We start from the raw sequence: 12,952 nt of genomic DNA, 5'->3' as shown, positions 1-12,952 counted from the left end.
AAAACAAAAACACCGGAAAATATCCGGTGTTTTTGTTTGTTCGGTTAAGCGAAAATTAACGGCTACGGAAAATAATCCGGCCTTTACTTAAATCGTATGGTGTCATTTCTACGGTCACTTTGTTGCCGGTTAAAATACGAATGTAGTTTTTACGCATTTTACCGGAAATATGTGCAGTCACCACGTGGCCGTTTTCTAACTCAACGCGAAACATGGTGTTTGGTAAGGTTTCCAGAATCGTACCTTGCATTTCAATGCAATCTTCTTTTGCCATTTGATCCTCTAAAATAATTAATCAGTTTTCCCGCCGGCTTCCGTTGGCGGAATCTCATACAAAAAGTCGGTGCGGATTATACCGTTTTTGTTGGAGGCAAGAAAGTTTTTTAACTAAAAAAGCAACAATGGTATTTGTGCATGACAGAAAGAAATACGGTTCATGTATAAAATCTTGTGAGCAGAATTTTATAAGAATGTGATTGTGCCTTGATTTTCCTTAACTAATAGTTACTCTGATAGAGCAAAACTGATATATTACAAGCGATTATCATTTAATAAAAAGGAGAATTTATGTCAATGAAAGTGATTCTTTCGACGCAACCCGCCTCTTCCGCATGGGGGAAAAGTGCGTTAATCAGCTTTAACGAAGAGAAAGCTACCCTTCATTTAACCGATTTTTCTGACCGCACTTCCGTGCAAAAAGCCGCTCGAAAATTACAAAACCAAGGTATTTCTCACGTTATTTTAAGCGGAGAACACTGGCAATTAGAAACCTGCTGGGCATTTTATCAAGGGTTTTATAATGCGAAGCTAGATTTTAATATCCAATTTCCAACGCTCTCCGCAGAAGCACAAAAAGAATTGGATAATCGCATTCAATGTGCCGCATTCGTGCGCCAGATCATCAACTTACCGGCAGCAATTTTAACACCGGAAGAACTTGCTCAACGTGCCGCGAAGTTTATCAGCCAAACGGCTGAGCAATCGAGCAAGCAAAGTGCGGTCAGTTTTTCTATCATTTCTCGTGAGGAATTACTTGAACGCGGTTATCACGGTTTATGGCAAGTAGGCAAAGGCTCGCAAAATCTGCCTGCAATGTTGCAACTTGATTTCAACCCGACAGGCAACCCTGATGCACCGGTGTTAGCTTGTTTGGTGGGAAAAGGCATTACATTCGACAGTGGTGGTTATAGTATTAAACCGAGCGACGGCATGAGCACCATGCGTACTGATATGGGTGGTGCAGCATTATTAACCGGTTCGTTGGGCTTGGCAATTTTGCGTGGTTTAAATCAACGGGTGAAATTATTCCTTTGTTGCGCAGAAAACTTAGTCAGCAGTCGTGCTTTCAAATTGGGCGACATTATTAAGTATCGTAATGGCGTAACCGTGGAAATTTTGAACACCGATGCGGAAGGACGCTTAGTATTAGCGGACGGTCTAATTGACGCCGATGCACAACAACCGCAATTTATCGTAGATTGCGCCACCTTAACCGGCGCGGCAAAAGTGGCCGTGGGCAATGATTATCATAGTGTGCTATCTATGGATGATAACTTGGTTGCCGACTTATTTCGCTCCGCCGAACAGGAAATGGAGCCGTTCTGGCGCTTGCCGTTCGCTGAACTACATCGCGGACAAATTAAAACGGCTTTCGCCGATATCGCCAACACCGGTACCGTTCCGGTGGGAGCAGGGGCTAGCACAGCAACGGCATTCTTGTCATATTTTGTAAAAAACTACCAACAACATTGGTTGCACATTGATTGTTCCGCCACTTATCGGAAAACGCCAAGTGATTTATGGGCGATAGGCGCTACCGGTATTGGTGTACAAACCTTGGCTAACTTATTATTAACCAAAGCAAAACAACAGTAAGAGGATGTTATATGAGCTTACAACGAACGTTATCTATTATTAAACCAGATGCTGTGAGACGTAATTTGATCGGTGCTATTTTGGCTCGTCTTGAACAGCAAGGTTTCACTATTGTTGCGGCTAAAATGGTGCATTTGAACAAAGAACAGGCGGAAGGCTTTTACGCTGAGCACCAAGGGAAGCCGTTTTTTGAACCGCTCGTGGCTTATATGACTTCAGCTCCGGTGTTGGTGAGTGTGTTGGAAAAAGAAAACGCTGTGCAAGATTACCGTACGTTAATGGGAGCCACCAATCCTGAAGCTGCAGCCGAGGGCACGATTCGTCGTGATTTTGCTTTAAGCCAACGGGAGAACTCTGTTCATGGCTCTGATAGTCTAGAAAGCGCGGTGCGTGAAATTGCCTACTTCTTTGTAAGTGAAGAAGTGTTTTAATCATTAATTACAAGAGCAAAAACCACTTTGTGAGAACAAAGTGGTTTTTTATTGGAAAAATTATGGTGTTTTTAATTTTATTTGTAAAGAAGTGTAAGTGAATGTAAGAAATGCAAACTAAATATATAGCATTTGAAAATTACATTAAAGTATCGTTATTTTTGTTTTGAATTTCGTCTTTATGTCTATTTAAAAGTTAAGTGATTTAGTCGGGAATTAATTTCTCTTTTTTATTATGTTTAAAGATTTCATTTAGATTCAAATGGTTATCTGATTTATTGGTAGGTTTATATATTATTTTTATTTTAAATAAAATTTGAATTTATTTTTTACAATATAGATTTGTTGCTGTGATAAATTTAATTTTTGTATTTAATTTATTTGTGGTTTTGTTTAATTTTTATATTTTGTTTGTTTTTTTGATTTGTTATTTTAAATTTTTATCTTTTAATATATTATTTAATTTTTTTGTGTGATTATTTTTATATATTAACCTTGTCATTTAAATTAATTTTATATTAAAATCAAATAGTTATGACGCAATCTTTATTTTTGTATATTTAATTTATAAGGCTGTTTTTTATTTGTTGTGTTTATTTGTTGAATGGTCCAACCAGTTTATTTATGGGGGAACTTGCACGGGGGTTTATTAGTCAGATTGGGGTATGTGAAGCTGTGATTAGTGAATATTATTGGCTCATTTAAATGTGATTAAATTCCAAGCTATTTTTAAAGTTTAATCATTAGGTTAAATTCAAGAGATGTCATTTATGGATCTTAAAAGTTATAAAATCGGTGTAATTGGGCTGGGCTATGTAGGACTACTGTTAGCCGTAGAGTTCGGAAAAAAATACCTACTGTTGGATTTGATATTAATCAAGAGCGAGTAGATGAATTATCTTCTGGAAAAGACCGCACTTTAGAGGTTTCTTCTGAAGATTTACAAGCCGCAAACCATCTTTCTTATACCGCAGATTTAGCACAATTAAAACAATGTAACTTTTTTATTGTGACTGTTCCAACGCCTATTGATGATGTGAATCGTCCTGATTTAACGCCGCTTCAAAAAGCCAGTAATACTGTCGGTCAAGTCTTGAAGAAAGGTGATATTGTCGTTTATGAATCTACTGTTTATCCGGGGGCTACGGAAGAGGTTTGCGTGCCGATTTTAGAAGAAGTTTCCGGTTTGAAATTTAACCAAGATTTCTTTGCCGGTTATAGCCCTGAGCGGATTAATCCGGGTGACAAAGTCAATACATTAACCACCATTAAAAAAATTATCAGCGGCAGTACACCGGAAATAGCAGATATAGTGGATGCGGTTTATGCCAGCATCATTACGGCGGGTACACACCAAAGCTTCCAGCATTAAAGTGGCTGAAGCAGCGAAGGTTATTGAAAACACTCAACGCGACTTAAATATCGCATTAATCAACGAACTCTCCATTATTTTTGAACGTATTGGCATTGATACGTTAGATGTTTTGGAAGCTGCGGGCAGTAAGTGGAATTTCTTGCCATTCCGTCCGGGCCTGGTAGGAGGACACTGTATTGGCGTCGATCCTTACTACCTGACTCACAAAGCGGAGGAAGTGGGGTATAACCCACAAGTCAATCGGATTAATGATGACATGACAAGCTATGTGGCACAAAGCACTATTAAGTTAATGATTAATAATCACATTGATTTGGCGAAAGCCAAAGTGGGTATTCTTGGCGTGACATTTAAGGAAAAAAGGTCACCCAACCTACATGGCATTACTTGAACAACGCAAAGTCTTGCAAAAAGAGAAAGCGTGCTTAGCCAAGGAAATGGAATCCTTGCCGGAAACCCAAAAGGAAGTGGTACGCTTGACTCGTGATTTCCAGTCCGACCAAGAAATCTATGTCCAGCTTCAAAATAAAATTCAAGAACTTGATGTTATTCGTGCCGGCGCAGTGAGTAATGTACGCATTTTGGATAAAGCGCAAGTGATGCCAGATCCTATTGCTCCACGCAAATTGTTGGTTTTGGTGTTTGCTATTATTTTAGGTAGCATGGTTGGTGGTGCTATTGTTAGTGTTAGATTCTTATTACATAAAGGTATCAAAACTACCGATGAAATTGATGAAATCGGTGTACCGGTTTATGCCACCGTGCCTTATGCCCATAAACAAATAGCCTTATCGCGTGGTAAGGCAGCGAAAAAAGCTAAAGAATTACAGATTCCAAACTTACTTTCTTCACGCTTCCCGGATGATTTATCTGCCGAAGCATTGCGAGGATTACGTACTGACGTACAGCATTTATTAACGCAGGCTAAAAACAACCGTGTCATGTTCTCTAGCATTGGCACTGGCGCAGGAAAAAGTTTTATCGCGGCTAACCTGGCCAACTTAAGCGCCCAAACCGGCAAAAAAGTGCTATTAATTGACGCAGATTTGCGCCGAGGTTATTTGCACGACGCGTTAGGTGTCAGCAATCAAAATGGCTTGAGCGACTTGTTGGCGCAAGGTACAGCGATTGATCAAACTGTTCAAATCGCTGCTGAAAATTTATACGCCATTACTCGTGGCGCCATGTCTCAATCCTCATCAGAGTTATTGGCATCTCCGCGTTTTACACAGTTATTGGAGTGGGCTTCTGCTAATTACGACTTGGTAATCGTTTCCGCCCCACCTGTCTTGGCTGTGACGGATGCTGCCGTCATCGGGCGTCATGTTGGAACGGTATTATTAGTTGCCCGCTTTGAACAAACCAGCCAAAAAGAAATTGAGGTTTCCCGCCAACGCTTTATTAATACAGGCGTGACCGTTAATGGTGTAATCTTTAACGGCATTAAACCTTGAGCAGTTAACCGAGGCGATTATTTCCATCGGTATTACGGTTAACGCAAAGTGCTGTCGATTTAAAAAACGTTTGGAAAATAACTTGCAAGTGTGCCGACACACTTGCTTACCCTTAACGGGGTTGTAGGCAAAACCAACGTTTAAAATCCATTGGATTTTTTGACCGCACTTTCCATCATTCAATAACAACAAAACCGCCCGTTAACTAAGGGCGGTTTTTTCATGGATGATGTCGGTTAGATTTTTGATTTATTGCTTACCCCAATATAAATACAGGCCATAAATCCAAGCGCTAAAACATACGGAGTATAGGCTGTTACCCCGGCAGGCGAAGCCGCGAGACCGAAGTTATGGGCAATTGCTGCCCCCAATAACATACCTAATACAAACAATGCCGCGTCATTGTTTCCTTCCCCAATATTCACTAATTGTTTACCCGGACAACCACCGCCAAGGGAAAAACATAATCCGCATAACGCCATGGCAAAGAAGTTCCAGATGTATTGGTTATGTGCGATAGGTTGCTGTTCAAATCCCACATGGAATTGTCCGAGCAAGCTATTGGTGATTGCAGCAAAAACAACAAGGGCAATTACGCCATTTAAAAGTTGCGTGTCACGGAACAACACAAAATTACGAAACGCGCCGATAGTGCAGAAGCGGGATTTTTGCATTAGCACACCAAGTAACGCGCCGCCGGCAAGGGACATCCAAATGGCTGAGTGTTGTGCTCCGGGACCTTTTTCGGAAAAATAAACTGCAAGATTTTCGCCAAATTTAAATTGGGCGAGAAGCAACACTAACAGTACCAAGGTGAACAACACGCCAATGAATCCTGAGGATTTACTTTGTTCACTTGATTTGCCTAAGGAAAATCCGCGATTAGCAAAGAAAATACCGCCCAATATGCCGACGCACAAACCGATGATTCCCGCAATGGCAGTGAGGTCACCGCCGCCTAAACGTAAATAGGCACGCCACGGACAGCCTAAGAAAATCAGCGCACCAATCATGGCAAAGGCCCCAAGCATAATACGAGCCAACGGTGCGGAGCCGCCACGCGGTCGGAATTCCTTAGAAAAATAGGCACTGGCAAGTGCCCCTAAGACTAAGCCGATAAGTTCGGGGCGAATATATTGTAACGGAGCGGCGCGATGTAGCCCTAATGCACCGGCAGTATCTCGTAAGAAACACGCCGCACAGAAACCCATATTGCCGGGATTGCCATTGTAGGTTAGAAGTGGAGCAACGATACCAAGTGCAGCACCTGCAACCACAGGCCATGTGAAAATTTTCATAATGAGACCCTTGTGATATCTGAAGTAAAATTGAATTGTGTGTTCTTAATAAATTAAAAACAGGATCATTGTAGGAAGGCAATAGCAATAAAGAAAGTGTCTTTTTATTAAATTGTGAGCAGGATCAAGGATTTGTTTAATTTTAGATAGTTCTTGCTTTTTAACAGCGTATAATATCGAAAGCAAGAGGGGAGGCACGCGTTAGTAAAGACAGGCAAGCAATGAGTTAAAATACTTTTTAAACCAACCGCACTTTTACTTCAATGTTACAAAAAAGAAAAAATTTACATAAGTTGAAAATGAAGCGGAACTGGCTTATTTTTAATAAGCCCACAAAAACCAGGGATTTATGAGATGTAAACCATAAATGAATAAATAAGCGTCTTTATAGGAACCCGTTATGACAGTTCAATCAAATTATCGTTATAGCTTAACCGTAAATGGCTCAACCCAATTTGAAGTAGTGAGTTTTGTTGTAACCGAACACTTATCCGAATTATTTCGTGCAGAGCTTGAATTAGCAAGTTTCGATGATTCGCCAAAATTCTCCGATATCTTAGACCACCCCGCCACGTTAACCTTTTGGCAAGACAACGCTGCCGTACGACATCTCAACGGTATTGTGACCGGACTAAAACAAGGTGAAAGCGGTTTTTCCCGCACCCGTTATAGCATGGTGATTGAGCCGGCATTATCCCGTGCAGATTTACAAGCAGATTTACGTATTTTCCAACAACAGGACAGCCAAAAGATTATTGAAACGCTGTTAAGTAAAAATCAGGTCGCAAAACACCAATTTCATTTAAAAGACAGATACTGGACGCGTGAATACTGTGTGCAATATCGTGAAACCGACCTTGAGTTTATCAAACGCTTAGCGGCGGAAGAAGGCACTTATTATTATTTTGAACACACAAATGACGGGCACACGTTACATTTTTCCAATAGTACGGAATTGGCGGAGTTAAAAGGTGATTTGCTTTACAACGCGATGCCGTCAGGCGAGCGTCCACAAGCCGCGGTGTGGCGTTTTGCGTATGAAGAAAAGTTAAAGCCGACCCTGCAAACCTTGCGTGATTACACGTTTACCAATCCACGTTATAACCAAGAACATCAGTCCACCCATAACCGTGCCAACGTATTGGGTGAAAACCGTCATGGTCAGTATGAGCTATATGATTATCCGGGACGTTATAAACGTGATGCGCAAGGCAAACCTTTCAGCCAATACCGTTTGGAATATGAACAACGTGAAGCGGAAATGGCGATGGCAAACAGTGATGATTTACGTATCATCCCGGGCTATTGCTTTAGCTTAAGCGGTCATACACGCTCAAACTTCAACCAAGATTGGCTTGTTGTTGGAGTCGTTCATCGTGGTTGGCAAAGTGGCGTATTGGAAGAAGAGGCGGGGGCTGAGGGCAATCGTTACGAAAATGAAATGAAGCTGATACCGCATGGAAGACAATGGCGCCCGACACCACAACCCCGTCCTGTGGTCGATGGTCCTCAGGTGGCGCATGTTGTCGGTCCGGCAGATGAAGAAATCTATTGTGATGAATGGGGGCGGGTGAAGATTCAATTCCCTTGGGATAGATTGGGCAACAATGACGAACATAGTTCGTGTTGGGTGCGCGTTAGTCAAGGTTGGGCGGGCGCGCAATTTGGTGCCATGATGATACCGCGAATCGGGCATGAAGTGATTGTCGATTTCTTAGAAGGTGACCCGGACCAACCGATTATTACCGGTCGAACTTATCACAGCACCACCGAGCCGCCTTATAACCTTCCTGAACACAAAACGCGGATGACGATTAAGTCTAAGACGCATAAAGGTAATGGTTTTAATGAATTGCGTTTTGAGGATGAAAAAGACCGTGAAGAAATCTTTATTCATGCTGAGAAAGACCAAAACAATGTAGTGAATAATGATGAAACGACGAATGTAGGACGTAATCGTACTGAAAAAGTCGGGCGCAATGAAAAAATCACCGTAGGTAAAAACCGCTCGCAAACCATCAAACAAAATGAAATGCTCACCGTAGGCTTTAATCGCATGACCAACATTACCATGAATGAGTTGCACAATGTTGGCATGATGCGGAGCTTGAATGTATTGTTGGATCAACATGAAATGGTCGGGCAGAGCTATGATTTGAAGGTAGGCAAGGATTATCACATTGATGCGGGTAATAACACGCATCTGAGCACGGCACAATTATTGACGCTGATTAGCCAAAATATGCATGTTACCGGCAAAGATGAAATTCGGTTAGACAGTAAAGGCGGTCAGATTCATATTAATGAAAAGGGTATTACCTTAAAAGGTATCGTAACGATTGAAGGCCCATTAACGATTAAAGGCAATGCCGTGGCAGGTGGGCACTCGGTAGAGGGCGAGTGTATTGCCTGTAAACAGGCTGCGGCCGTCGGGCGTCCGGTGAATCCGATTTTAGGGATAAAATTGCTGAGCAATGAAGTGGATTTTACTTTCCCGGGTCTTCTGCCGTTGAACTGGCAGCGCAGTTATTTTTCTGATGTGGCGCATACCGGTTGGTTGGGGCAAGGTTGGTTAGTCAACGGCTGTCAGCGTATTGAATCTCGTATGTCTATACCGATAGAAGCGCTTGCCGATGTGGTAGGGGAAGAAGCCGGCAGTGACAAACAACACTCGGAGGCACAACCTGCTGAACAGCTGGTTTATGTTGATGAACAAGGACGAGAAATTCCCTTGCCATCTATCCTTGCGGAGCAAGAGCCTGTGTATATCCAAGCAGAGCAGATTTGGACTCACCGTTTATCTGCGGAAACGATTCGCATCTCCTCCTTGGATAAAACCGTACACTTCACCTTTATGCGTCAAGGGGAAGACGGTAGTGCTTTTGTGCTGACACAAATTACGGATAATCACGGTAACCGCCAACAGTTTTTATACGGACAAGACAACTTACCTTATGCCATTATAGATGGTAACGGGCGGGTCTTTGCTTTACAGTTTGCGAATATCTCTGAAAATCAGGCTAATACCGAGGATAGTTCTCAACGGCGGTTAACCCATGTCTATTTGTTAACACAGACCTTTTCAGACATTGATCTGGCTCTGCTGCAGGAAACACTGAAAAAATCGACCGCACTTTCTCACACCACAGATGAATCTTTCTTAGGACGTAAGTTAGTGTCTTATCGCTACAATGTCGAAGGCGATTTAATTGAGGTTACCGATGGCTTAGGTAACCTTGTGCGCAAATTTGGCTATCGTAATCATCTGATGATTTCCCATGAAGATAGCGCAGGCTTAATCTCTACTTATGAATACGACCACTATACACCAAATGGTAAAGTAACTCTCAATACTACCAACCTTGGTGAACGTTGGGAGTTTGCGTATTTCCCGACCTACACTGTGGTAACTGATGCCTTAGGCAGACGTGAGGAATACCATTTTGATGAACATAATGAATTGGTCAAATTAGTTTCAACAGACGGACAGGCGATGCTACTTGAACGGGACAAGTTAGGTCGAGTGTTGCGTCAAACGTCGCATTCCGGACAAACCTCCTATTTTGAATATAACCCGCAAGGACAGATTACCAAACTGACCCGCCCGGATAATGCCATGTTGTATTTTCTGTATGACAATGATGGACGCTTAATCGGGCAAACGGATGCGTTGGGTAATATGACCCGTTACCGTTACGACGACAGCGGTAACCTTATCGAACGTCTGGATGCATTAAGTCAAAAAAGCGTCTATGCCTACAACGACAAGGGGCTTTTGAGCTCAAGCACTGATCCATTAGGAAACAATACATTATTTGCTTACGATGAAAACTTCCAATTAAACCAAGTTACCGACTGTTCCGGCAATCAAACCTGTTTTAAGTATAACGCGTTAGGACAACTTACCTCACAAACCGACGTACTGGGTGACACCACGGCGTATCAGTACAACGATCGTCAGCAATTGATTGCGGTGCTATTACCGAATCAAAGTCAAACCCGCTATCAATATGACAAAGTGGGCCGACTTAGTCAGGTGATTGATCCACAGGGTAACCAAACAAGCTATCAATATCGTATCGACGGTTTGCCGACCAGCAAGACGAATGCACAAGGACATCACTTCCAATATCATTATGATCAAGCAGGCAGACTGGTTGGGTTGACCAATGAGAATCACGCCACTTACCGTTTTGTGTATGACGACCAAGACAGGCTGATTTGGGAAAAAGGTTTCGATGATAAGCTCACGCAGTATGAGTATGATACTCAAGGTCAGCTTATTAGACGCACGGATTACGGTGTGACGGAAGCGCCAAAACGCAACAAGCCGGCAATTCGTACTGCCGAATTCAAATATAATCAGCTTGGTCAAATGACCGAAGAGCATATTCGTCAGGGCGAGCAATCCAGTCGTACTACCTTTAGCTTTGATTTAAACGGACAAATGACACAGGTTGCCTGCGGAGGACAACACATTGATTTTCGCTATGATGCCACGGGACGTTTAATTGAAGAGGCGCATGGCGACAAAAAAATCGCTTATGAATATGATGCCAATAACAATCGTTTAAAAACAGTGTTGCCGTCGGGTGATAGTATTCGATATTTTTACTACGGCACGGGGCATTTAAGCGGAATTAAGCTGAATAAACAGCTAATTAGCGAAATGGAGCGGGATGATTTACACCGTGAGATTAGCCGCAGCCAAGGGCGGCTTAACGGACGTTACTATTATGACGATATGGGGCGCTTGGTCCAACAACAGGCAGGACTTGCGAATCAACAAAACGCCGTGCAAATCGACCGCACTTACGGCTATGACGAATTGGGTCACCTTAGCCAGACGCGTACTTATTTTCCACATAAGCCGTTTGATGCACCACAACAGACGCAGTATCAATACGACAACTTGGGACGCATTGCCAAAGCGGATAGCCAAGGGCATAGTCAGCATTTTTACTTTGACCCGGCAAGTAACCTTATCAACGACCCGACGGAAAAAGTTATCGACAACCGCGTGGTTAACTATTGCGGTATTCGTTTTACTTATGATAGCTTGGGCAATCTCGTGGAATGCCAAGCGGCAAACGGTGATTATCAGCGTTATACTTATGACCTGAAAAACCGACTTGTCCAGGCAGATATTCGTGACCGTTACAAGGCGGAAAGCTGGGTGTATGATTATGACCCACTGGGCAGACGGATTGCTAAATCGAAACTGAACAAGCAAGGTGAACAACGATTACATACCCAATTTATTTGGGACGGTTCGCATCTGGTGCAGGAGATTCGCACGGGTAATCATCAGCAAAATGCTGAAAAAACCGACCGCACTTTTACTTACATTTACAGCGAGCCGGGCAGTTACGAGCCGTTGGCGCAGTGTTACAAAGACGGTGATAATGCCGAACATACCATCAACTACTTCCACTGCGACCAAATCGGCATCCCACGGGAGATGACGGACAGCGACGGCAAGCTCATCTGGAAGGGGCGTTATGACGCTTGGGGCAGTCTTATTAGAGACAGCTACCGGGAAACCGCATCGGGCAGCCACCAACCGTTCCGCTTACAGAACCAATATTTTGATGAAGAGACGGGACTGCATTATAACTTTTTCCGCTATTACGAGCCGGTGTTAGGACGGTTTATTACGCAGGATCCGATAGGGTTGGCTGGGGGAGTGAATCTGTATCGGTTTGAGGGGGCGGTGCAGAATCAAACCGATCCGTTGGGGTTATTTGCACCGGCACTTCTTTTAGCTCCGGAGCTTATTGTGTTAGGGAAAGCTGCGCTTATTACACTGGGCGTTATTGCAGTTGGGGCTGCGGTAGAGGAAACAGTTAAAAGTAGGGCGCGAGCGAGTACGCAAGCTAAGACGGAAAGTACATCTAAATGTAAAAAATGTCCTCCTTGTATAACAACAAGTGGACGAATAGTTCCTCCTAAAACAATAGGATATCGTCCTCTTGATGTTATTCCTGATGATAAGATGGAGCATGGAGTATATGGTTCTCACCATAATATATTTGAATCAAATCAAGCTCCTTATCCAAATTGTAAATGTTTTTGGAGTAAACAAAAGTATGTATTAAAACCATACCAATTAACTCCAGCAATGGTGCCGGTTGAGCCATTCGTAAACTAAGAAGGAATTCTCATGAAATATGCTACCCATCAAAATATAATGCTTGGTGATCTTGTTTATTGGAAAAACTCGTTCCCTTTAGATAAAGGTATCGTGGTTTGTTTGATCGATGGAGGCGTATTTTTAGATGGATACGACTTTTCTTACTTAAAAGATTCAGGGGGGGGGGTAATGATTTTATTTGATTTTACGGGACTTGTTCAAATCATGAGGGATGATGAAAATATAGATATTGAATTTATTTCTCACTTAACTACTTCAGAGATTAATGATTTTTTGAAAAGTATTTCTTCTTAAAAGAGAAATATAAGTTAATGTCAATAGACACCAACTAGTTGATAAATTGCCATTTTAAAGCACATTCTAGC

At 42.4% G+C, this 12,952-nt stretch carries 9 protein-coding genes; 7 read left to right on the top strand and 2 right to left on the bottom strand.

Annotated features, from left to right (window positions below; genetic code table 11):
* Nucleotides 1-55: 55 nt before the first annotated feature.
* Nucleotides 56-274 (bottom strand): translation initiation factor IF-1, encoded by a 219-nt coding sequence (gene infA / locus EL144_RS03740; protein WP_126379396.1) that lies wholly within the window; start codon nucleotides 272-274, stop codon nucleotides 56-58.
* Nucleotides 275-567: 293 nt separating this feature from the next.
* On the opposite strand from infA, the gene pepB reads away from it, so the two are divergent.
* The 5 genes from pepB to EL144_RS03720 all read left to right on the top strand — a co-directional run bounded on the left by pepB (nucleotide 568) and on the right by EL144_RS03720 (nucleotide 5,135).
* Nucleotides 568-1,875: an aminopeptidase PepB gene (gene pepB / locus EL144_RS03735; RefSeq protein WP_032995266.1), complete on the top strand. Its 1,308-nt coding sequence runs from the start codon at nucleotides 568-570 to the stop codon at nucleotides 1,873-1,875.
* A gap of 11 nt (nucleotides 1,876-1,886) precedes the next feature.
* On the top strand, nucleotides 1,887-2,306 hold the full coding sequence (gene ndk, locus EL144_RS03730; protein ID WP_005704206.1) for a nucleoside-diphosphate kinase: 420 nt from the start codon (nucleotides 1,887-1,889) through the stop codon (nucleotides 2,304-2,306).
* An 850-nt stretch (nucleotides 2,307-3,156) separates the two neighbouring features.
* Nucleotides 3,157-3,678 carry a nucleotide sugar dehydrogenase gene (locus EL144_RS11690; protein ID WP_331251153.1) on the top strand — a complete coding sequence of 174 codons (522 nt, stop codon included), beginning with the start codon at nucleotides 3,157-3,159 and terminating at the stop codon, nucleotides 3,676-3,678.
* Complete coding sequence (locus EL144_RS11685) at nucleotides 3,632-4,072, top strand: nucleotide sugar dehydrogenase (protein ID WP_005704203.1); 441 nt, start codon at nucleotides 3,632-3,634, stop codon at nucleotides 4,070-4,072. The genes EL144_RS11690 and EL144_RS11685 overlap by 47 nt, the downstream gene beginning before the upstream one ends.
* Nucleotides 4,059-5,135, top strand: coding sequence for a polysaccharide biosynthesis tyrosine autokinase (locus EL144_RS03720; protein WP_005704202.1), 1,077 nt, complete (start codon nucleotides 4,059-4,061; stop codon nucleotides 5,133-5,135). The genes EL144_RS11685 and EL144_RS03720 overlap by 14 nt, the downstream gene beginning before the upstream one ends.
* Before the next feature lie 236 nt (nucleotides 5,136-5,371).
* Here EL144_RS03720 and yedE read toward each other — a convergent pair whose 3' ends face one another.
* Complete coding sequence (gene yedE / locus EL144_RS03715) at nucleotides 5,372-6,433, bottom strand: YedE family putative selenium transporter (protein ID WP_005704201.1); 1,062 nt, start codon at nucleotides 6,431-6,433, stop codon at nucleotides 5,372-5,374.
* A gap of 400 nt (nucleotides 6,434-6,833) precedes the next feature.
* Between yedE and tssI the strand changes: the two genes are divergently transcribed.
* Together tssI and EL144_RS03705 are read left to right on the top strand one after the other, a co-directional pair.
* Nucleotides 6,834-12,584: a type VI secretion system tip protein TssI/VgrG gene (tssI, locus tag EL144_RS03710; RefSeq protein WP_126379393.1), complete on the top strand. Its 5,751-nt coding sequence runs from the start codon at nucleotides 6,834-6,836 to the stop codon at nucleotides 12,582-12,584.
* A 12-nt stretch (nucleotides 12,585-12,596) separates the two neighbouring features.
* A complete protein-coding gene (locus EL144_RS03705; RefSeq protein WP_032994700.1) occupies nucleotides 12,597-12,881 on the top strand; it encodes a hypothetical protein in 285 nt (94 codons plus the stop codon).
* Nucleotides 12,882-12,952 lie beyond the last annotated feature (71 nt).

It is taken from the genome of Aggregatibacter aphrophilus ATCC 33389 (assembly GCF_900636915.1).
In the GTDB taxonomy this organism is placed as follows: domain Bacteria; phylum Pseudomonadota; class Gammaproteobacteria; order Enterobacterales; family Pasteurellaceae; genus Aggregatibacter; species Aggregatibacter aphrophilus.
The sequence above is the reverse complement of the archived record's forward strand: the minus strand, read 5'-3'. Positions and strand labels throughout refer to the sequence as shown.

What these genes read in the sequence shown, in the direction of transcription:
- infA (WP_126379396.1), bottom strand. Translation starts at nt 274, where the DNA reads ATGGCAAAAGAAGATTGCATTGAAATGCAAGGTACGATTCTGGAAACC.
- pepB (WP_032995266.1), top strand. Translation starts at nt 568, where the DNA reads ATGTCAATGAAAGTGATTCTTTCGACGCAACCCGCCTCTTCCGCATGG.
- ndk (WP_005704206.1), top strand. Translation starts at nt 1,887, where the DNA reads ATGAGCTTACAACGAACGTTATCTATTATTAAACCAGATGCTGTGAGA.
- EL144_RS11685 (WP_005704203.1), top strand. Translation starts at nt 3,632, where the DNA reads ATGCCAGCATCATTACGGCGGGTACACACCAAAGCTTCCAGCATTAAA.
- EL144_RS03720 (WP_005704202.1), top strand. Translation starts at nt 4,059, where the DNA reads ATGGCATTACTTGAACAACGCAAAGTCTTGCAAAAAGAGAAAGCGTGC.
- yedE (WP_005704201.1), bottom strand. Translation starts at nt 6,433, where the DNA reads ATGAAAATTTTCACATGGCCTGTGGTTGCAGGTGCTGCACTTGGTATC.
- tssI (WP_126379393.1), top strand. Translation starts at nt 6,834, where the DNA reads ATGACAGTTCAATCAAATTATCGTTATAGCTTAACCGTAAATGGCTCA.
- EL144_RS03705 (WP_032994700.1), top strand. Translation starts at nt 12,597, where the DNA reads ATGAAATATGCTACCCATCAAAATATAATGCTTGGTGATCTTGTTTAT.